At 70.6% G+C, this 18865-nt stretch carries 21 protein-coding genes; 10 read left to right on the top strand and 11 right to left on the bottom strand.

The window, feature by feature from the left end; translation table 11 throughout:
• Positions 1–5: 5 nt before the first annotated feature.
• Together OG385_RS29715 and wrbA are read right to left on the bottom strand one after the other, a co-directional pair.
• Entirely contained in the window at positions 6–776 is a 771-nt protein-coding gene (locus OG385_RS29715; protein WP_266859322.1) for a 2,3-dihydro-2,3-dihydroxybenzoate dehydrogenase, read from the bottom strand.
• Between the two features lie 124 nt (positions 777–900).
• Positions 901–1521: an NAD(P)H:quinone oxidoreductase gene (wrbA, locus tag OG385_RS29710; protein WP_266859320.1), complete on the bottom strand. Its 621-nt coding sequence runs from the start codon at positions 1519–1521 to the stop codon at positions 901–903.
• Positions 1522–1845: 324 nt separating this feature from the next.
• On the opposite strand from wrbA, the gene OG385_RS29705 reads away from it, so the two are divergent.
• The gene (locus tag OG385_RS29705; RefSeq protein WP_266859318.1) at positions 1846–3864 is read left to right on the top strand and encodes a GAF domain-containing protein; all 2019 of its coding nucleotides are present in this window, start codon (positions 1846–1848) and stop codon (positions 3862–3864) included.
• On the opposite strand, the gene OG385_RS29700 is transcribed toward OG385_RS29705, so the two are convergent.
• Together OG385_RS29700 and OG385_RS29695 are read right to left on the bottom strand one after the other, a co-directional pair.
• Positions 3818–5044, bottom strand: a complete 1227-nt coding sequence (locus tag OG385_RS29700; protein WP_266859316.1) for a transposase — start codon at positions 5042–5044, stop codon at positions 3818–3820. The genes OG385_RS29705 and OG385_RS29700 overlap by 47 nt on opposite strands.
• Positions 5045–5227: 183 nt before the next feature.
• Positions 5228–5854 (bottom strand): YigZ family protein, encoded by a 627-nt coding sequence (locus OG385_RS29695; RefSeq protein ID WP_266859315.1) that lies wholly within the window; start codon positions 5852–5854, stop codon positions 5228–5230.
• A 58-nt stretch (positions 5855–5912) separates the two neighbouring features.
• Between OG385_RS29695 and OG385_RS29690 the strand changes: the two genes are divergently transcribed.
• A complete protein-coding gene (locus OG385_RS29690) occupies positions 5913–6320 on the top strand; it encodes a CoA-binding protein (RefSeq protein ID WP_266859314.1) in 408 nt (135 codons plus the stop codon).
• Between the two features lie 37 nt (positions 6321–6357).
• Here the strand turns inward: OG385_RS29690 and OG385_RS29685 are convergent, their stop codons facing one another.
• On the bottom strand, positions 6358–6912 hold the full coding sequence (locus OG385_RS29685; RefSeq protein ID WP_266859313.1) for a YbaK/EbsC family protein: 555 nt from the start codon (positions 6910–6912) through the stop codon (positions 6358–6360).
• Positions 6913–7094: 182 nt separating this feature from the next.
• Complete coding sequence (locus OG385_RS29680; protein ID WP_266859311.1) at positions 7095–7679, bottom strand: helix-turn-helix domain-containing protein; 585 nt, start codon at positions 7677–7679, stop codon at positions 7095–7097.
• A gap of 92 nt (positions 7680–7771) precedes the next feature.
• Between OG385_RS29680 and OG385_RS29675 the strand changes: the two genes are divergently transcribed.
• A complete protein-coding gene (locus tag OG385_RS29675; RefSeq protein ID WP_266859309.1) occupies positions 7772–8638 on the top strand; it encodes a DMT family transporter in 867 nt (288 codons plus the stop codon).
• 125 nt (positions 8639–8763) lie between these two features.
• On the opposite strand, the gene OG385_RS29670 is transcribed toward OG385_RS29675, so the two are convergent.
• On the bottom strand, positions 8764–9492 hold the full coding sequence (locus tag OG385_RS29670) for an acyltransferase (RefSeq protein ID WP_266859308.1): 729 nt from the start codon (positions 9490–9492) through the stop codon (positions 8764–8766).
• A 143-nt stretch (positions 9493–9635) separates the two neighbouring features.
• On the opposite strand from OG385_RS29670, the gene OG385_RS29665 reads away from it, so the two are divergent.
• The 3 genes from OG385_RS29665 to OG385_RS29655 all read left to right on the top strand — a co-directional run bounded on the left by OG385_RS29665 (position 9636) and on the right by OG385_RS29655 (position 11102).
• Positions 9636–10160 carry a gamma carbonic anhydrase family protein gene (locus OG385_RS29665; protein ID WP_266859306.1) on the top strand — a complete coding sequence of 175 codons (525 nt, stop codon included), beginning with the start codon at positions 9636–9638 and terminating at the stop codon, positions 10158–10160.
• 97 nt (positions 10161–10257) lie between these two features.
• On the top strand, positions 10258–10755 hold the full coding sequence (locus OG385_RS29660; protein WP_266859304.1) for a CrcB family protein: 498 nt from the start codon (positions 10258–10260) through the stop codon (positions 10753–10755).
• Positions 10752–11102 (top strand): DUF190 domain-containing protein, encoded by a 351-nt coding sequence (locus OG385_RS29655; RefSeq protein WP_266859303.1) that lies wholly within the window; start codon positions 10752–10754, stop codon positions 11100–11102. The genes OG385_RS29660 and OG385_RS29655 overlap by 4 nt, the downstream gene beginning before the upstream one ends.
• Before the next feature lie 97 nt (positions 11103–11199).
• Here OG385_RS29655 and OG385_RS29650 read toward each other — a convergent pair whose 3' ends face one another.
• Both OG385_RS29650 and OG385_RS29645 read right to left on the bottom strand, forming a co-directional pair.
• Positions 11200–11853: a DedA family protein gene (locus tag OG385_RS29650; RefSeq protein ID WP_266859301.1), complete on the bottom strand. Its 654-nt coding sequence runs from the start codon at positions 11851–11853 to the stop codon at positions 11200–11202.
• 230 nt (positions 11854–12083) lie between these two features.
• Positions 12084–12521, bottom strand: coding sequence for a DUF4442 domain-containing protein (locus OG385_RS29645; protein WP_266861256.1), 438 nt, complete (start codon positions 12519–12521; stop codon positions 12084–12086).
• Between the two features lie 110 nt (positions 12522–12631).
• Between OG385_RS29645 and OG385_RS29640 the strand changes: the two genes are divergently transcribed.
• Both OG385_RS29640 and OG385_RS29635 read left to right on the top strand, forming a co-directional pair.
• Positions 12632–13681 carry a hypothetical protein gene (locus OG385_RS29640; protein WP_266859299.1) on the top strand — a complete coding sequence of 350 codons (1050 nt, stop codon included), beginning with the start codon at positions 12632–12634 and terminating at the stop codon, positions 13679–13681.
• Between the two features lie 124 nt (positions 13682–13805).
• Positions 13806–15179 carry an MFS transporter gene (locus OG385_RS29635; RefSeq protein ID WP_266859297.1) on the top strand — a complete coding sequence of 458 codons (1374 nt, stop codon included), beginning with the start codon at positions 13806–13808 and terminating at the stop codon, positions 15177–15179.
• Here OG385_RS29635 and OG385_RS29630 read toward each other — a convergent pair.
• Positions 15141–15986 (bottom strand): spermidine synthase, encoded by an 846-nt coding sequence (locus tag OG385_RS29630; protein WP_266859295.1) that lies wholly within the window; start codon positions 15984–15986, stop codon positions 15141–15143. The two genes, OG385_RS29635 and OG385_RS29630, sit on opposite strands and share 39 nt — an antisense overlap.
• An 84-nt stretch (positions 15987–16070) precedes the next feature.
• Here OG385_RS29630 and OG385_RS29625 point away from each other — a divergent pair, with 84 nt between their 5' ends.
• Entirely contained in the window at positions 16071–16679 is a 609-nt protein-coding gene (locus OG385_RS29625; protein ID WP_266859294.1) for an SMI1/KNR4 family protein, read from the top strand.
• A gap of 210 nt (positions 16680–16889) precedes the next feature.
• Entirely contained in the window at positions 16890–17567 is a 678-nt protein-coding gene (locus OG385_RS29620; protein ID WP_266859293.1) for a hypothetical protein, read from the top strand.
• Here the strand turns inward: OG385_RS29620 and OG385_RS29615 are convergent.
• Complete coding sequence (locus tag OG385_RS29615) at positions 17539–18672, bottom strand: hypothetical protein (RefSeq protein ID WP_266859292.1); 1134 nt, start codon at positions 18670–18672, stop codon at positions 17539–17541. The two genes, OG385_RS29620 and OG385_RS29615, sit on opposite strands and share 29 nt — an antisense overlap.
• Positions 18673–18865: the final 193 nt, after the last annotated feature.

Genomic DNA, 18865 nt, shown 5'->3' with positions numbered 1-18865 from the left:
GTCGGTCAGACACCGAGTGCGGCACCCCCGTCGACCGTCAGGTCGTGCAGGGTGATGTGCGAGGACTGGTCCGAGAGGAGGAAGACGACGGCGTCGGCGATGTTCGACGGGCGGGCCAGCCTGCCGAGCGGGATGCCCACCCGGAAAGCTTCGGGCCGGCCTTCGATGGTGCCCTTGGGCCCGCTCTCGTCCTGCCACATCGAGGTGAGCATCGGAGTGTCGGTCGAACCGGGTGCGACCACGTTGCAGCGGATGCCGTGCCGTGCCAGTTCCAGGCCGAGGCTCTTGGTGAACATGGACGCCGCCGCCTTCGACGCGGCGTATGCGGCCATGTCCGTGCGGGGGGTGCCGGCCGCGTTCGACGCGACGGTGACGATGCCGCCGCGCGAGCGGGGGACCATCCGGTTGGCGACTGCCCGGCACATGTGGAAGACGCCGGTGGTGTTGACCGCGAACGTCGACAGCCAGTCCTCGTCGGTGAGGCTGCGGGCCTCCCCCAGGCGCAGCACACCGGCCGCATTGACGAGATAGTCCACGGGCCCCAGCTCCGACTCGACGCTCTCGACCGTCGATTCGACGTCCGGGCCGCTCGTCACGTCGCAGACGAATCCGGCGACCTGATGCCCTTCGGCGACGAGACCGCCCACCGTGCGCCGGAGGCGGTCGCCGTCCTGGTCGACGGCGGCGATCCGCACACCGCGCTCCCCCAGTGCCCGGACCACTGCTTCACCGATTCCGCCGGCTGCCCCCGTGACGAGGGCGATCCTGCTCTCCATGCGTCGGACCTCCTGTGATGGTGTGCGCGCTGACGCGGCCTGCACTGCGTGCCGACGCGGTCTGCGCTGCGTGCTGACGCGGTCTGTACGGCTTGCTGACGCGGTCTGTACGGCGGCGGAGACGTCAGGCGGCCTGGAAGCCCCGCTTGAGGGCGGCTGCGATCGCGGCGACCCGGCGGGCCTGGAACTCCATGGCCGCGAGGTTCTCCTCGCTGACGTTGCCGGGCTGGTTGCCGGAGACGCTGCTGACCCCGTACGGGTTGCCGTTGCCCGGTGTGGTCAGGACCGGGTCCGTGGCGCCGGTCGGGACGATGATCGCCCCCCAGTGGTAGTAGGTGTTGTTCAGCGCGAGGATGGTGCTCTCCTGCCCGCTGTGACCGGCGGCCGTGGAGGTGAACGAGGAGACGACCTTGTTCACCAGCCTGCCCTGGAGCGACAGCCCCACCGTGGTGTCGAGGAACTGCTTGAGCTGCGCGGCGGGGAGACCGAAACGGGTCGGCGTGCCGAACAGGATCGCGTCCGCCCACTCCAGGTCGTCCAGTGCGGCCAGGGGTACATCGCGGGTGGCTTCCAGATGTGCGGCCCAGGCGTCGTTCCCGGCCTCCACCTGCGACTGCGGAAACACTTCCGCCACCCGGCGCAGGCGCACTTCGGCGCCCGTCTTCTTCGCGGAGACTGCTGCGGCGTCGGCCAGCCGGTGCACGTTCCCGGTTGACGAGTAATAGACCACGGCGACGTTCAACATGGCGCTCCCCCTCAGTGGATGGACAAGGCGCACGGGGGCCCGGCCGGCCGGGAGGGCGGGCCCGCTTCGCATTGCCCCGATCCTGTGACGTGGACGGAGCACCCGCCAAGGCCGGTCGGCGCAATCCGTCAAGTGGCGGCTACTCCATCAGGTTTCCGGCGCGAACGGCGCGGTCACCGGGGGCCGGGCGCAGGCCGGGCCGCACCTGGTTCACCCCACCGTCCGCCATTCAACAAACTGTTGACTCTGTCAGGTCGGCTGCGTAGGTTCCGAGGGGCTGCGCAAAGGGGAACGCAGCTGCGAGAGCATGACAAAGGGAGCATCTTGTCGCAGATCAGTGTGGGGTCCGGCGCGCTCGCCGTGCTGGAGTTACTGGCCGAAGAAGCACCGGTGGAGCAGGTGGAAGCCCTGGTGGCGCAAGCCCTTGAGGGGGGTGTCGCCGACGCGGAGCGGGATGTGCTGAAGCGGGCCGGGGGGCTGGCTCTGCGGATCCATGCACAGTCGGGCCGGCGTCAGCAGCGGGAGATGGGACTGTCCGCCCTCGTCGACACCGCACGTGAGCTCGCCATGTCACAGGAACTGGACGCCGTCCTCAATGTCGTCACGCGCCGTGCCCGACTGCTGCTCGGCCTCGACCTGGCCTTCGTCTGCTTCCCGGCCGAGGAGCAGGGGTTCGTACACATCCGCAGCTCCGACGGTCACACATCGACCGGCACGGTGGGCCTGCGGCTGCCGGCCAACGCGGGGCCGATCGGGGAGGTGCTCTTCAACTCCGCCCCGTTCTGGACGCCCGACTACCCCGCCGACAAGCGGTTCCACCACCACCCGGCCTTCGACGAGATGGCCGGGGCCGAGGCGCTGCGCGCGATCGTGGCGGTGCCGCTGAGTCACGGCACGCGGCCGGTCGGCGTCCTCTGTGCCGCCGACCGGAACGTGCGTCACTTCAGCGCCGACGAAATCTCGCTCATGAGCTCCCTGGGAGAGCTCGCGGGCGCGGCCATCGAGCGAGCACGCCTGCTCGACGCGGCCACGGTCGCGGCGCTGGAGGGGCCCGCTCTGCGCCAGGAACGCGAACTGAGCGAGATGCAGGGCCTGTTCACCGGGCTGGTACTGAACGGCGGAGGCCCGCAGCCCCTCCTCGCAGAGCTGGCCCGCCGGCTGGACGGAGCTGTGCGGGTCCACGCCCTGGACGGCACTTTCCTCGCCACGGCCGGTGAGCCGCCGGACATCGGTGAGACCACGGACGCTCCTGCCGCCTCCGATCCGGCTACTTCACAGGCGCGGGCCGCCGGTGAACCCGTCGCGATGGCCGACGGTTCCTGGGCCGCACCGATCGTCGCGGGCGAGGAGCACCTCGGCACCCTTCTCATGTTCCCGGGGCACCGGCTCACCGCGTTCGACGAGCGGTTACTGGGTCTCGGCGCGCGGTTCACCGCCATCGCCCTGCTCCTGGAGGCAGGCCGGAGCGCCGGCGCCCACGGCCGGGTCCGGCACAGTCTCCTGGACGACCTGCTGGCGCTCGCCGGGGGCCCGCCCCCGCTCCTGGAGGCGCGCGCCCGTCGCTGCGGTGTCGATCTGGACAAGCCGCACATCGTGGTCATCGCCCGCCCCGAGAAGGCGTTCGGGGGCGAGTTGAGCGCCTGGGCGCTCTCGTACACGCAGCGTGTGAACGGGCTCATGAGCATGCGCAAGGACTCCGTCGTGCTCCTTCTCGCGGGCAACGAAGCGGGAGCCACCGCCCGGGCCGTCCATACCGAGCTGTCCCCGCTGCTCGACCAGCGTGTGACGGTGGCGGCGGCAGGACCGGTGGCCGAAGCCCTGTCGGTCACCGGTGCCCACCAGGAGGCCAAGCGCTGCCTCGACGCGATGATCTCCCTCGGAGCCGTCGGCCGTGCCGCCTCCCCACGCGAACTGGGCGGCCTCGGCGTACTCCTGTCGGGCAGCCATGACGTCGGCGCGTTCATCGACGCCACGATAGGACCGGTCGCCGACTACGACCGGCAGCGCCTCACCGCGCTCGTCCCCACCCTGGAGGCGTACTTCGAGACGGGCTCCAGCCCGACGTACGCGGCCGAGCGACTGCATGTGCACCCCAATACGGTGACCCGGCGGCTGGAGCGCATAGGCGAGCTGCTGGGTCCCGGCTGGCAGCAGCCGGAGCGGGCGTTCGAGGTGCAACTCGCCCTTCGCCTCTCCCGTATCCGCCATGCCCTGCGGGGTGGCGGACTGTCGTCCGCCGCCACCGTTCCCGCGGGCCCGGACGTCCGGCGCCCCCCGCGGCGTCGCCCGCGCGACGTCACGAAGCCCGGCACTGCCGTTCTGCCGCGCCGGCCACGGCGGTGATCGCGTGGGCGGCCGAGGCCAGGGTGATGTGCCGGTGCCAGCCGCCGAAGGAGCGGCCCGCGTAGTCCCGGACCCCCACCTGATCGGCGATCTCGGCGCAGTCGCGGTCGACCCGGGCGATCAGCTTGCTCAGCCGCAGCAGGGCGCCGGGCTGCACATGGGTCAGGTCCGTGAGCCAGAGCCCGGTGGGCCAGCGCCCGCTGTCCCTCCACTCACCGAGCAGCAACAGACCACGCCGGTCGCCGGCTTGCTCCGGAGCCGCTGAGCGGGACGCGCGGGCGGGCAGCGCGACGCGCAGGGCCGCCACCAGACTGGTCCGGGACGCCGCCGCCGGGCCGTGGTCGGTCCAGACGGCCTGACGCCGCAACTCCTTCGCCGCGCCCATGATCTGGTACGCGGGGAGCTCGCTGCGCCGGGCCTGCGCCGTCGCGTCCGCTGCCGCCAGCAGCTGAGTGCCACTCACCCTGATCAGAAACGGCAGTCCCGCGGCACGCAGTTGGCGCACCGTGGTGGCGGCGTCCGTCTCGCGCGAGTCCAGCACCACCGGGAGTAGGGGCAGCCCCTGTTCCACCACCAGTTCCCGGCACACTTCGATCGCGCACTCGCCCAGCGTCTCCTCCGGACTCAGCGATTCGGGAATCGAAGCCCGGACCCTGCGTCGCCCGTCGTCGAGCCACGTACCGGACAGGTGCAGCCGCCAGTTGACCGGACTGCTCATCCGGTCGGACGCCGCCCAGACCCCGAAAGCCTGCTGGGCGTTGAGAACCTGGCCGAAGGCGGGGAAGTACCGCCGGTCGACACCGACGGAGTGCTCACCGGCCTTCGGAATGATCATCGGTCGTACCACCCACGCACTGGGGAGCGCGGCCCGCACCAGATACCGGGCGAGCTGCCCACGCACCTCCGCCCAGTCCCAGGTGGAACTGCTGATGAAGTGGTGCAATCCCTGTTCGGTGGTCGCCCCACCGGTCAGCGCGGCCATGTTCCGGATCGATTTGCGTCCCTCGGCTGCCAGGAGACCGCGTACGTACTCCACACCCCGCCTGCGCTGGTCCCGCCGCGGCAGGGACGCGAAGAGCGCCGAGCACAGTTCGGTGAGCACTTCCTCCTGGGCTCCGGCGTGGATGGATGCGTACGCCTCTCTCTGCACGTCTTGCGCGCACAGGGCAACACCGGACATTGATCTACCTCATCTCGTCTCCCGCACGGGACAACCGTGTGTGAACGCCGTTCCTCAACGGTGCGGGGTACCGCCTGGTAGCTCATAGGTATTCAGGACACACTGCTGAGGCGCGCTCCGGTGACCTGGCCACCGTCGCGGGGCGGCACACGGGGACGACAGCGGCGGGACGTGGCCGGGGTTTCAGATGTCGCCGTACGCCTCGCTGCCGAGTTCCAGCGACGCGGCCCCGGCCGTGCTGTCGGCGAGCCAGACCCGGAAGCTCCCGACATCCGCGTCCGGCAGTGCGATGTCGATCGTCACCGCCTCCGCGTAGCGGACCTCGCGCACGACGCGACCGGTGGCCCGCAGGTCGTTCTCCAGCTTGCCCGCGCGCTGGTGGTCGACGGTGACCGTGGCCAGCCGGTAGCGCTGCCTGACGATGGTGCCCAGCTCGTCGAGGGCCTCTCCGACAGCTCCGCCGTAGGCCCGGATCAGCCCGCCCGCCCCCAGCTTCACCCCGCCGAAGTAGCGGGTGACGACGGCGACGGCGTACCGCACCTCGCGTCGCAGCAGCATCTGGAGCATCGGCACACCGGCGGTCCCGCCGGGCTCACCGTCGTCGCCGGCTTTCTGTACGGAGGCGTCGGCGCCGATGACGTACGCGAAGCAGTGGTGGGAAGCGCCGGGGTGCTCCCTGCGGATGCGTGCGAGGAAGGCCTGTGCCTCCTCCTCGGTCGCGGCGGGGGCCAGTGCGCAGATGAAGCGCGATCTGTTGACCTCGGTCTCGTGCACACCCTCGCGGGCGACTGTCCGGTACTGCTCCTGCATCGGGCCAGCCTATGCGGCCCTGCGGGAACAGTCCTGGCGGGTACGCCGTTGTCCAGTCATGCACGCAGACACGGACACCATCCGCAAGATCCTCACCACGACCGGCGACACCTGGGCGATCGTGGGACTGTCGAGCAACAGAGGGCGGTCGGCGTTCGGCGTGGCCGGGGTGCTCCAGCGCTACGGCAAGCGCATCGTGCCGGTCCATCCCAAGGCGGAGACGGTCCACGGCGAGCAGGGGTACGCATCGCTCTCCGACATCCCTTTCCCCGTCGATGTCGTCGATGTCTTCGTCAACAGCGACCTGGCGGGTGCCGTCGCCGACGAGGCGGTGGCCGTCGGCGCCAAGGCGGTCTGGTTCCAGCTCGGCGTGATCGACGAGGCCGCGTACGGGCGGGTGCGGGAGGCCGGGCGTGACATGGTCATGGACCGCTGCCCGGCCATAGAGATTCCTGCTCTGGGCTGACCCGGCCGAGCCGGGACCGGGAGCGGTCCCGGCTGCCTCAGCCGCCAAGCCCCTCGATGACGATCGCGCCCGGCAGCCCGGCGAACGCCTTGCCGGGAACGATCAGCTTGCCCCTGCGACTGCCGCTGCCGACGAGCACCCAGTCCAGGTCCACGACGGCGGAGTCCACGAGCAGCGGCCAGCCGGCGGGCAGTCCGACCGGGGTGACCCCGCCGTACTCCATGCCGGTCTCGCCGGTGGCGGTGTCCATGGGCGCGAAGGACGCCTTGCGCGCGCCGAGTTGCTTGCGGACGGCGCCGTTCACGTCGAGACGGGTACGGGACAGCACCAGACAGGCGGCGAGCGAGGTCTCTCCGCCGCGCTTGCCCGCGACGACGACACAGTTCGCCGAGACGTCGAGCAGCTCCGGCCCGTAGTGCGCCACGAAGGCGGCGGTGTCGGCGATCTCCGGGTCGCTGTCCACGTAGATCAGGTCCTGGGCGGGGACGTCTCCCTGCCAGTGCCGCACCGCGTCGGCGACCGGTGCGGTCAGCAGGTCCAGGCAGTCCTGGGCGTGGCGGACATCGTCGAAGGTACCGATGGGAGCGCGCATACGGCTCACGCTAACAGCCGCCGCCCGTACCCCGGTTCGGTGCTGCCGCAGGCCTGTCCCGCCCGGTACGGCGAGCGGGAACAGCAGGCTCGGGCCACCGGCGGGGACTGCGGGCGGCCGGACTGCGGGCGAGCGGACTACGGATGGGCGGACTGCGAGCGAGCGGACTACGGACGGGCGGACTACGGGCGCTGCCGGCCGACCGGCGGGATGGACACGGCCATCGTCATCTCGACCGTCTCCGTGCCCTCGTTGCGGTAGGCGTGCTCCACGTTGGCCTCGAAGGTCGCCGAGGTCCCGGCCGGTACCGAGTGCGCCACCCCGTCGGCGACCAACGTGAGTTCACCGGCGGTGACATGGAGCAGTTCGACCGTCCCCGGCGGGTGCGCGTCCGATGTGCTGCTGTCGCCGGGCATCAGCCGCCAGGCCCACATCTCCAGCGGCCCGCGCGTCTCGTTGCCGACGAGCAGGACCGTGTGGCTGCCCGCGTCCGTCCCCCACATACGGACCGCCTGCTCGGCCGGGACGATCCTGACCTGCGGCCCCTGCTCGTAGTCGAGGAGCGTGGTGATGCTGACGCCAAGGGCGTCCGCGAGCTTCACCGTGGTGCCGACACTGGGGTTCGTGCGGGCCTGCTCGATCTGGATGATCATGCCTCGGCTGACACCCGCCCGGGCCGCCAGCGCGTCGAGTGTGAAGCCCCGCTCGCCGCGCCAGCGCTTGAGGTTCCGGGCAAGCGACTGGGTGAGCTGGTCGAAGTCCGACACATTCCGTCCATTATTCTGGATGACAGGGTTCAATATCTTGCACTACGGTGTGGTGCACCCAACGATTCACCGCACTGTACTGCGAGGCCCCGATGACTGCCCTCTTCGCCCTGGCCACCAGCCTGCTCTGGGGGCTGGCCGACTTCGGCGGCGGGCTCCTCACCCGGCGGATACCCGCGCTGACGGTGGTCGTCGTCTCGCAGGCGGTGGCCGTGGTGGTGCTCGGCTCGATCGTGGTGGCCACCGGCGGCTGGAGCGAATTCGGGCCGCAGCTCTGGTTCGCCGTGGCAGCCGGTGTGGTGGGGCCGGTGGCGATGCTCAGCTTCTACAAGGCTCTCGCACTCGGCCCGATGGGCGTGGTGTCGCCGCTCGGCTCACTCGGTGTCGTCGTCCCGGTCGGCGTCGGGCTGGTGCTCGGTGAACGGCCCGGCGTACCGCAGTTCGCCGGAATCGCCGTGGCCGTCGCAGGCGTGGTGCTCGCGGGCGGGCCCGAGCTGCGGGGAGCGCCGGTACAGCGGCAGGCGGTCGCGCTGACGCTGATCGCCGCGGTGGGCTTCGGCACGGTGATGTCCTTGATCTCCGAGGCCTCCACCACCGTCACCGGTCTCTTCCTCGCGCTGTTCGTCCAGCGCGTCGCCAATGTGGCGGTCGGCGGGACGGCCCTGTACGTCTCGGTGCGGCGCGGGGCGCGGGCACTGCCCGAGGGTGGCGGGGCGGGGCTGATCCTGCGGTCGCTGCCGGCGCTCGCCTTCGTCGGCCTCGCCGATGTGGCGGCCAACGGCACCTACTCGCTCGCCGCCCACTCGGGGCCGGTCACCGTCGCCGCGGTCCTGGCCTCCCTCTACCCGGTGATCACGGCGCTGGCCGCGCGCGGATTCCTCAAGGAGCGGCTGCGCGCGATACAGGCCGCGGGTGCGGGGCTCGCGCTGGTGGGGACGGTACTGCTCGCCACCGGCTGACGGGCGAGGGCCGCGGCTGACGGGAGAGACCGGCGGCAAGCCCGGGCGGTCGGGCAGTGCGAGACGACGTGCGGGAGCCCGAGCGGTCGGGCAGTGCGAGCAGTCGGGCAGCGCGAGCAGTCAGGTCAGGAAGCGTCGGGTTCCAGGCTGCCGAGGGCGAGCAGCTGCTCCGGGGTGACGCCCTCGGGAATCGGCACGGGGGCCGGTGTACGCAGCGGGGGCTGCCACCCGTTCTCCGCGTCCCAGCTCCGTACGATCCGCGCGGGCGCCCCGGCGACCACCGCATGGTCGGGCACCTCGCCGCGTACCACCGCGCCCGCGGCGACCACGACATTGCGGCCGAGCCGGGCGCCCGGCAGGATGACCGCGCCGGTCCCGAGCCAGCATCCCGGCCCGATCACGACAGGCGCGGTCCGCGGCCACTGCTTGCCGACGGGCTCGTGCGGATCGTCGTAACTGTGGTTCGTGGACGTGATGTAGACGTACGGGCCGCAGTAGGTGTCCGATCCGACGGTGACCCTGGTATCGGCGATCACATGGCTGCCGCGCCCGAGCACGACACCGTCGCCCAGCGTCAGGATGGGATCGGGGCCGAGGTCCAGATCGGGCATCATCCCGGCGGTGAGCGTGACCTGTTCACCGATGATGCAGTGGTTGCCCAGCTCGATCCAGGGTTCGCCGAAGACGGCGCCCTGCGGGAAGGCGAGCCGCGTTCCGGTGCCGATCCGGCGGAAGCGCAGCTTCCCCGGCCGCTCCGCCGTCACCGCGCCCGCCCGCTGCATCCACTGCCATCCGGCGTGCAGCGCACGGGATGTCAGCGATGAGAACGTGTTTCTGTTCCGGGCCACCCCCACACCGTACTCAGCGGGCCGGGCGGCGATCAGAGGGGCGGGCTGTGATCTTCGACCCAGCGTCGCTTACGGTGCCGGAAGGCGCGGGCGCGCACCATACGGGTCCCGGTAACGCGGGAAGCGATGCGGGAAGCAAGGAGACAGCAGTGGCGGAGCAGTCCTTGATCAGCGGTGTCGGCGGCCGGGAGCCGGTGGTCGACCCGCAGTCGTTCACGGCGCCCACGTCCGTCGTCATCGGCGATGTGACACTGGCCGCCGGTTCCAGCGTCTGGTACCACACGGTGCTGCGGGCCGACTGCGGGCCGATCGTGGTCGGCGCCGACAGCAACATCCAGGACAACTGCACGGTGCATGTCGATCCGGGGTTCCCGGTCACGGTCGGCGAGCGGGTGTCCGTGGGGCACAACGCGGTGCTGCACGGGTGCACGGTCGAGGACGATGTACTCGTCGGGATGGGCGCCACGGTCCTCAACGGCGCACATATCGGTACCGGTTCGCTGATCGCCGCTCAGGCGCTCGTCCCGCAGGGGATGCGGGTCCCGCCGGGCTCACTGGTCGCGGGGGTCCCGGCGAAGGTCAAGCGCGAGCTGACCGACGAGGAGCGCGAGGGCATCAAGCTCAACGCGGCGATGTATCTGGAGCTGGCCAAGGGCCACCGCGACGTGGGCTGAGCGCGCCGCCTCCGGATGGCGGGGCCGGGCAGCCCGACGCTAGCCTGAAAGCGCAGCCGTGCCGTGCGCGGAGCCCTGCGACCAGGAGACGGAGTCCATGGGTGCGGACCGCACAGTGGATCAGCCGCCCGGGCAGGGCCCGGGCGGTACGCCGCCGCTGCCCGCCGCACGGCGTGCACGGCGCCACGGTCCGCTGTTCGGCCCGTGGCCGGTTCTGGCCGTGGTGTCCCTCGGTGGCGTCGCCGGAGCGTCGGCCCGTTACGGCGCCGGACTGCTCTGGCCCACCGAGGCCGGCGGTTTCCCCTGGACGACCCTGCTGGTGAACGTCGTGGGGTGCGCCGTGATCGGGGTGTTCATGGTGGTGATCACCGATGTGTGGGCGGCGCACCGGCTGGTGCGCCCGTTCTTCGGCACCGGGGTGCTCGGCGGATTCACCACGTTCTCCACCTACGCGGTGGACATCCAGCGGTTGGTGCACGGCGGCCACGCCAGTACCGGCCTGGCGTATCTCGGACTGACGCTGCTCGCGGCTCTCGCAGCGGTGTGGAGCGCGGTGTGGGTGTCACGCCGCGCAGTGGCGTGGAGGCAGACATGACCGTGCCCAGCGGTACGGCCGCCCTGCGGGCGACCATCTTCGTCGGGGAATCCGACCTCTGGCACCACAAGCCGGTGTATTCGGAGATCGTGCACCGGGCCCACCGAGCCGGTCTGGCAGGGGCGAGTGTCTTCCGCGGCATCGAGGGCTTCGGCGCCTCGTCGCTGATCCACACCCAGCGGCTGCTGTCGCTGAGTGAGGATCTGCCGGTGGCCGTGGTGATCGTGGACGCCGCCGAAAAGGTCCGGGCGTTCCTGCCCCAGCTGGACGAGCTGATCACCGAGGGCATGGTGGCTCTCGACGACTGCGAGGTCATCCATTTCCCGGACCGGCAGCCGGACCGCTGAGGCGCTGGGCCGCTGAGATATCGGGCCGCTGAGCCGCTGGATGCCGGGCCGCTGCCGTATATGACCGCGTGCGGGCGGGCGGTGCGGGCGGGTGGGTTCAGTCGGCAGGTACGGATTCCGGCGTCTCGGCAGCCGCCTGGGCCTTGGCATGCGCCTTCTTCGCCCGGTTCTTGATGATGAGCATCGAGGCCACGCCGAGCACTGCGGCCACGGCCAGGCCCGCGTACGAGAAGTTCTTGAACCACGACTCGGCGACGATGCCCACGTAGTAGACGGCGACGGTCGTGCCGCCGGCCCACAGGATGCCGCCGAGTGCGTTGGCGGTGAGGAACTTCCAGTACGGCATGTGCAGTACGCCGGCCAGCGGCCCGGCGAAGATCCGGAGCAGGGCGATGAAACGGCCGAAGAACACCGCCCACATGCCCCACTTCTCGAAGGACCGCTCCGCCATGGCGATGTTGGCCCCGCTGAAGTGTCCGGGGAATCTGCGGCCGAGCCAGGCGATCAGCGGACGTCCGCCCTTGCGCCCGATGGCGTACCCGATCGAGTCACCGACAATCGCGCCCGCCGAGGCGCAGATGCCCAGTACGAGTGGGTCGATATGGCCCTGCTGTGAGGCCAGCAGGGCGGCGCTCACCAGCACGATCTCGCCCGGCAGCGGAATCCCGAGGCTCTCCACCCCGATGACCACCGCGACCAGCAGATAGATGCTCACCGCCGGAATCGTCTCCAGCCACGCCTGGATGTGCACCGCCGGCCCCTGCCCTTCGAAGTACCCGTCTCTACCGGGAAGCGCGCCCCCCGCGCCCCCCGCGCCGCCTGTGGGAAGCCTACCCGCTCGCCCGGCGGCGGTGGCGGACAGCAGAAGGCGCCCCCACGCGGGAGGCGCCCTGCCCGCCAGGACCCGGGATTCAGGAGCCGGGAACCAGGGCCCGGCAGCCTGAAGTCATGACTCAGGAGTCAGCGGTCAGCGGTCACGCATCAGGAGTTCGGACGCAGCGTCCAGACCACCGTCATCTCACCGGTGACCGCCTCGTCCGCACGCCGGATCGCTATGTGGACCGGGAACTCGGGGCGCTCCCCCGCGTCCAGCTCCGCCACCACATCGGCCACCGGGCGGCCCAGCGTGGCGGTCGCCGTGACGTCACCCATGGCGAGCTTCTTGTAGTCGATCTCGGCGCGCACCGCGAGCGGCACGGCACGCGACATCTGCTCGCCGAACGCGGCGATGACGATCGCACCGCTCGCCGACTCCGCGAGGGTGAACATCGCGCCCGCGTGCGGTCCGCCGACGTGGTTGTGGAAGTCGGCCTGGTCCGGCAGCCGGACGACGGCCCGCTCCGGCGTCGTCTCGATGAAGTCGAGTTGGAGGGTCCTGGCCATGGGCACGGTGGCAGCGAGCAGCTCGCCTGCGGACATCTGTTCTGCGGTCATGGAACGGGAGGTTACCCGCGAGTAGGTCGGCTTGGCCATACCGGGCCGGGGGCGGCCGTAGCGACGTGCCCCTGTCACCTCTATGGTTACTCGCCATGTGGCCAGGACAGCAGCCGCCCGGGGGCGAGCAGAACCCGCAGGACCAGAATCCGAATCCCTATCAGCAGCCGGGGTACCAGCAGCCGAACCCTTATCAGCAGGGACAACCTCAGCCAGGACCTCCGCAGCAGGGAGCCCCGCAGGGTTACCAGCAGCCCAGTCCGTACCAGCAGCCGACGGTTCCGCAGTACGCGGTGGGAACGCCGCCCGGCGCACCCCGCTCGCCCGAGGACAAGAAGAAGACGACGATCATCGCGATCATCTCCGCGACGGCGGTCGTAGCCGCCGCGGTGATCACCGGCGTGGTCGTGTTCAAGGGCGACGGCGACAAGGGCGGTACGGTCCAGGCCGACAAGAAGTCGCCGTCCCCGTCGGCGTCCGCGTCCACGGACCAGAAGAACCCGGCGCCTGCTCCCAACCCGCGAGCCGGGGGCGAGGGCCCCAAGCCGGTCATCGCCGGGTGGAAGGTCGTCGTGAACCCGAAGTGGGGCACCGCCTTCGACGTACCGCCGCAGTGGGAGGTGGCGTCCTCGGGCACCTTCAGCGGCTTCGAGGACGACAAGGGCAAGACCCTGATCGGCCAGTCGGCGCCAGCGTTCTACAAGTCCAAGTGGTGCACGGAGGACTCCGACAAGGACGGCTACACCGAGGACACCGGACTCGGCGGCGCGGGGACGAAGGGGGCCGACGGCGCCAAGAGCACCCAGGATGTCGCCGAGAAGCAGGTGCCCTGGTGGGTCTACGGCGCGTACACCCAGCCGAACAAGAAGCTGGTGAAGACCTCCAAGTCGAAGCCGTACACGACCAAGTCCGGGGTCACCGGCAGTCTTGCCCGCGCCTGGGCGACCAACGTGCCGAAGAAGTCCAAGTGCACCACCGACGGCCAGGCCATCACCTTCGGATTCAAGAACTCCGCGGGCGACTTCGTGGCGTTCTCCCTCTACAACAGCACCGGCGTCCCCGGGGCGATCCCCCAGTCGACGGTCGACAAGATCCTCAGCACGGTGCGACTGGCGGGCAAGCCCACGGGCGCGAGCGACGACTGAGGCTCGGTTCTTGACGGAATCCGACCCGATCTGACCCAATCCGCCTGATTGCGCCCGGTTTTCGAATGGATCGGCATCGCCCAGGCGTTTGGCATGGAGGGGCGACGGCAGCGATAGTCCCAGAGTGACGTCTCCTGCCGCCGCCCCTCCGCACTCCCGCCGCCCCGCGTGGGCCGGGCGCAACTACACCCTGCTCACGGCGGCCGCCGTGGTGACGAGCCTGGGCAGCAACGGAGCCCTGATCGCCTCGGCGTTCGCGGTGCTGGACGCGGGTGGCGACAGCAGCGACGTGGGCCTGCTCGCCGCGGCCCGCACACTGCCCCTCGTCCTCTTCCTGCTGATCGGCGGAGCGCTGGCCGACCGGCTGCCGCGCCACCGGGTGATGGTCGCGGCCAACGGCCTGAACTGCGTGTCCCAGGCCGCCTTCGCCATCCTGGTCCTGACCGGCCACCCGCCGCTCTGGCAGATGATGGTGCTCACCGCGCTGTGCGGTACGGGCCAGGCGTTCTTCTCGCCCGCGTCCGAGGGCATGCTGCTGTCCACCGTCCGGGGAGAAGAGGCCGGCCGGGCCTTCGCGTTCTACCGGATGGCCATGCAGGGCGCGGGAATCGGCGGCGCCGCGCTGGGCGGCGCGCTGATCGCCGCCATCGGACCGGGCTGGGTGCTCGCCGTCGACGCGGCGGCCTTCGCCGTCGCCGGTTCGCTCCGGGCCTTCCTCGACGTCAGCCATATCGCTCCGCGCGCACCGGGCGGCGGGATGCTCGCCGATCTGCGGGAGGGCTGGCGCGAGGTCATCGGGCGGCCCTGGCTGTGGAGCATCATCCTGCAGTTCGCCGTGGTCAACGCCGTCATCGGCGCCGCGGAGGCGGTGTACGGGCCACTGGTCGCGCGGGATTCGCTGGGCGGCGCGGGCCCCTGGGGGCTGTCGCTCGCCGCCTTCGGCGCGGGCACGGTCGGCGGGGCACTGATCATGACGCGCTGGAAACCACGCCGGCTGCTGCTGACCGGGACGCTGTGTGTCTTCCCGCTGGCGCTGCCGTCGGCGGCGCTCGCCGTGCCCGTCCCGTTCGCCGCTCTGGTGTGCGTGATGTTCTTCAGCGGCGTACTGGTCGAGACGTTCGGCGTCTCCTGGATGACGGCGCTGCACCAGGAGATCCCCGAGGACAAGTTCTCCCGGGTCTCCGCCTACGACTGGCTCGGCTCGCTCGCGATGCTCCCGCTGGCCACGGCCCTGGCGGGCCCCGCGGAGCAGGCGTTCGGACGGACAGCCTCGCTGTGGGGGTGCGCGGGGCTGGTGGCCCTGCTGACAGCAGCGGTGCTGTGTGTGCCCGACGTACGGAATCTGACGCGCCGCACGGCTGCGGACCGGACAGCCGCCGACCTCGCGGCTTCGGGTACGGCCACGGCTGACACCGCTGCTGACGTCCTCGCCCCGGAGCGCGTCCCCGGCGCCGCGCCGTCAGCCGACGCTGAAAGCTCCGTCGGGCGGCTCGGGTGAGGCGACCGCTTCCGCGTCCGTGACCGGCCGGGCGCCACCGGTGAACCGGGCCAGCGACGCACCGTGCTCGACCCGCGCGGGGAAAGCGTCCGAGGCCGTACGGCGGCTCAGCGCCGCGGTGTCCAGCTCGGTCTGCGAGGCGACGATTACCGCGTTGCCGAAGCGCCGGCCGCGCAGCACCGACGGCTCGGCGATGAGCGCGACCTCGGCGAACACCTCGGAGAATGCGGCGAGTTGGGTGCGCAGGAAGCCGAAAGGCGCGCCGTCCGCGAGGTTCGCCGCGTAGACCCCGCCGTCGCGCAGCACCCGGGCGGCCGACCGCGCGTACTCGACGGATGTGAGGTGCGCGGGCACCCGGGAGCCGCCGAAGACATCGGCGATCAGTACGTCGGCCGATGCCGCGGGTCTGCCCTCCAGCCAGCCCCGCGCATCCATGGCATGCACGGTGATCCCCGAACCGTGCGGCAGCGGCAGCTCCCCGGCGACCAGGGCGACCAGTCCCCGGTCCGCCTCCACCACGTCCTGCCGCGATCCCGGCCGGAGCGCCGCCACGTAGCGGGGCAGTGTGAGGGCGCCCCCGCCGAGGTGCACGACATCGAGCGGTTCTCCGGGGCCGGCCGCGCAGTCCACGACGTGGCCGAGCCTGCGCGCGTACTCGAACTCCAGATACGCCGGATCGTCCAGGTCCACATACGACTGGGGCGCGCCGTCGACGGTGAGCAGCCAGGCCCGCTCCCGGTCGACGTCGGGCAGCAGCCTCGCGGTGCCGTGGTCCACGTCCCGGATCACCGGTATCGCCTCGTTCACCGTCCCATTGTGCCCTCCGTGTCGCCGAGCTTGATCTGCCCGAGCTGCCGAGGATGCGTCCCTGCCCGCCGATAGGTTGGCGGGATGAGCAGTCAACGAAATGTGGAAGAGGCGTGGGTCTGGATCGTGCGGTGGCTGGGAGAACAGGCACCGAAGTCTGCCGAGACCCTGCGGCCGGGTGTCCCGAAGGAGCAGATCACACGGGCCGAGCAGCGTCTGGGTTTCCCCATACACCCGGATCTGCGGACGCTGTGGGGGCTGGCTGACGGAGTCGCCGATGACATCGATACCGGTGCGGGCGCGTTCCTCGACGGGTATGCGCTGATGCCGATCGACACCGCCTTGGAACTGCGTGATGATCTGGCCGATTCCTTCGATGGCTGGGGCCGCTTGTGGCTTCCGATCACCACGAACGAGGTGAACGAGCCGTGGATGGGGGCCACCATCGACTGTGACGGTGGCCGGCTCGGCGCCTGGTCCATGGAGGACGAGCCGCAGACACCGGGCGGAACGGCCCTGGCCGAGTTGCTCGGAGACGTCATCGAAGCCCTGGAGCCGGGCACTGGCCGGCTGAAGCCCCGCCCGGGGCAGGGCGGCACAGTGCCCGGCCTTGCAGACGGCGCACTGATCTGGGCCGACCCGGTCGACAAACCCGCGCTGCGCTTCCTCGGTTGGGCAGCGCTACACCCCTGACCTGCCCTCTTTCCGGCACGGCGCCCCGGTGTTCAGCCGTGCATCTGCCTCTGACAGCCATACGTACTCGCGTCGATCGTTGATCGTTGATCGTGTGGTGTTGTACGCCGTCTCGGCGCAGCAGGTGACCGATACCCGTGAAAAGTTCCGGCATCCGTTGTTGACGTGGTTGGGTGCTTGAGGTCGTCGAGAAGGATGAGGTTGTGGGTCATGTCCGAGTTCGCGTCGGCTGATGAGCGCGCATGGCGGGTGGTTGAGGCCGCGTTGGGCGGGAAGCTTCCGTCGGGTGCCCGAGTCTCCGAGGTCGCGTTGTGGGGTGTGAGGGTGGTGCTGGTGTACCGGCTCGACGAGGCGGAACACCGCCGACGAGCTGCATCGAACGCCGAGCCCCTCAATGATCTCTGGCTGCTGGACACCCTGTTGAAGCTGCCCGTTGGCAGGCCGGTGCCGTTGGCCATGCTGGAGGGCAGGGACCGGCGTCGGCTGTCCAAGGGGTGGCCGGCGGGAGCGGTGGAGCAGCGGGCGGACATGGTGGAGCGGGCGGCGACACTGCCGTTGTGGGTGGATCTGGCCGTGGTGCGCAGCGAAACCGCTGGCTTGGAGGCTCTGCATGTGATGCCGTTCGGCGCGTACGCGCCACAGGCCATCTGGCTGGACTGCCTCCCGGCAGGGTCGGAGCAGTTGCTGGAGGAGGCGGCACATTTCAGCACGGGGGTCGTGCACTGGCAGGGTGCCGGTGAGCCGCAGGTGCTGGTTCCTGTGCAGCCGCTGGCGGACGTGGCCGGCACGGCCGCCGGGTGGCGGTTCACCGAGCATGCTTATGAGCAGGCGTCGGGCCGGGTCGGGGGGCCCGGGGAAGTCAGTCCTCTGCGACCGCCCACTGCATAAGGGCGGCAGGGGGTTCAGGGGCCCTGGCGAGCCTCCATCGGCGCACTATTTCTCCCCTGCCATCGATGGCTTTCCAGCAGCGCTTCTGCCACAGCCTTCGGCGTTGAGGACCTGCTGGAGTTCTCTGCAGTTCTTGCGCCCATGGCAGCCAGGTGGCGACGTTGTGCTCATCTGCGGCCTGGACGTCTTCCGCGTCATCGCTGAAGCGGGCGAGGCTGAGGCCGTTGCAGGCGTCGCAGTGGCACTCGGGTGCGTCGGAGAATCCGTAGAAATGGGCGAGCCGGTCGCCATGGAAGTACTCCATGAGGGCGGGGTGCAGGACGCGGGCCCGGCGCGTTCCGGAGGGATTGGCGCCGGGCGTCCCGGCAGCTCCCGGCGGCCGGAAGGTGCGGCAGGCCGGCTGGACTCCGATGGAAACGAAGGTCGCGCCGTGAGCGAGGGCGTCGAGTCCGGAGAGGCCGGTCCGGATGAGGCCAGTGCTGTTGATGCGAGACATGAGTGCACGCAGGCGCAGTGCGGTGTCCCGGTCCGGAAGCGGCTCGTCGACAGATCCCAGCGCGATGGCTTTGAGGTGTGGCACTCGGTTGAGGGTGCGGATCAGGAAGCCGGCCATGTCGTCGCTCCGCAGCCACCGTGCGTCGAGCGGGACGGTGAAGATGACGGTGTCCGGGTCGAGTTGCTTCATACGGCGGGTGGCTTCCGCCACGGCCGCAGTGTCCCCTGCTTCGAAGTACCGGGTGGGTGTGAGGACGGCGGTCGCGCCGGCGTCGAGCTGTTCGGACCCTGGGTACATCGAGGTGGCCGGCTCGGGGTAAAGACCCGCCGGTGCGAAGCGTGGCCGGGTCTGAAGGAAGGACTCGTGGGCGCCGGCCGTGTGCTGTTCGTACAGAGCCGGGTCGAGCAGGAGCGGTTCATCGGCGAGATGGCGCTGCGCGTCTTTGGTCTCCGCGAGGGCTTTGGTGCCGCACAGGATGATCCCGCCGAAGCCGGCCCCATCGTCCGCCGGCGGCTCCGCGGTGCGCGTGTGAAGCAGGACCTTGTCCCCCAGGGCCTGCCGTGCGGACCGCCCCCGCCCGGATAAGTCGCCGTTCTCGTACCCCGTCATCCGCTGCTCCCCCCGGCACGGATCGAGTTACACCTCGACGTATTACAGAGTGCAAGGGTCCGATGACTCTGACAAGAGCGCCCCCTCTGTGCAGGACCGTCATGCGCGATGGAACGGCCAGTTCTCCACCCCGGCCGCGCGTAGCCCCTCAACACACCCACCGCACTCCATTCGAAACGTGAAACCGCCTACA

Origin of the sequence: Streptomyces sp. NBC_01306 (genome assembly GCF_026340465.1) — a bacterium.
Taxonomy (GTDB): domain Bacteria; phylum Actinomycetota; class Actinomycetes; order Streptomycetales; family Streptomycetaceae; genus Streptomyces.
The sequence above is the reverse complement of the archived record's forward strand: the minus strand, read 5'-3'. Positions and strand labels throughout refer to the sequence as shown.

What these genes read in the sequence shown, in the direction of transcription:
- OG385_RS29715 (WP_266859322.1), bottom strand. Translation starts at nt 776, where the DNA reads ATGGAGAGCAGGATCGCCCTCGTCACGGGGGCAGCCGGCGGAATCGGT.
- wrbA (WP_266859320.1), bottom strand. Translation starts at nt 1,521, where the DNA reads ATGTTGAACGTCGCCGTGGTCTATTACTCGTCAACCGGGAACGTGCAC.
- OG385_RS29700 (WP_266859316.1), bottom strand. Translation starts at nt 5,044, where the DNA reads ATGTCCGGTGTTGCCCTGTGCGCGCAAGACGTGCAGAGAGAGGCGTAC.
- OG385_RS29695 (WP_266859315.1), bottom strand. Translation starts at nt 5,854, where the DNA reads ATGCAGGAGCAGTACCGGACAGTCGCCCGCGAGGGTGTGCACGAGACC.
- OG385_RS29690 (WP_266859314.1), top strand. Translation starts at nt 5,913, where the DNA reads ATGCACGCAGACACGGACACCATCCGCAAGATCCTCACCACGACCGGC.
- OG385_RS29685 (WP_266859313.1), bottom strand. Translation starts at nt 6,912, where the DNA reads ATGCGCGCTCCCATCGGTACCTTCGACGATGTCCGCCACGCCCAGGAC.
- OG385_RS29675 (WP_266859309.1), top strand. Translation starts at nt 7,772, where the DNA reads ATGACTGCCCTCTTCGCCCTGGCCACCAGCCTGCTCTGGGGGCTGGCC.
- OG385_RS29660 (WP_266859304.1), top strand. Translation starts at nt 10,258, where the DNA reads ATGGGTGCGGACCGCACAGTGGATCAGCCGCCCGGGCAGGGCCCGGGC.
- OG385_RS29655 (WP_266859303.1), top strand. Translation starts at nt 10,752, where the DNA reads ATGACCGTGCCCAGCGGTACGGCCGCCCTGCGGGCGACCATCTTCGTC.
- OG385_RS29645 (WP_266861256.1), bottom strand. Translation starts at nt 12,521, where the DNA reads ATGTCCGCAGGCGAGCTGCTCGCTGCCACCGTGCCCATGGCCAGGACC.
- OG385_RS29640 (WP_266859299.1), top strand. Translation starts at nt 12,632, where the DNA reads ATGTGGCCAGGACAGCAGCCGCCCGGGGGCGAGCAGAACCCGCAGGAC.
- OG385_RS29625 (WP_266859294.1), top strand. Translation starts at nt 16,071, where the DNA reads ATGAGCAGTCAACGAAATGTGGAAGAGGCGTGGGTCTGGATCGTGCGG.
- OG385_RS29620 (WP_266859293.1), top strand. Translation starts at nt 16,890, where the DNA reads ATGTCCGAGTTCGCGTCGGCTGATGAGCGCGCATGGCGGGTGGTTGAG.
- OG385_RS29615 (WP_266859292.1), bottom strand. Translation starts at nt 18,672, where the DNA reads ATGACGGGGTACGAGAACGGCGACTTATCCGGGCGGGGGCGGTCCGCA.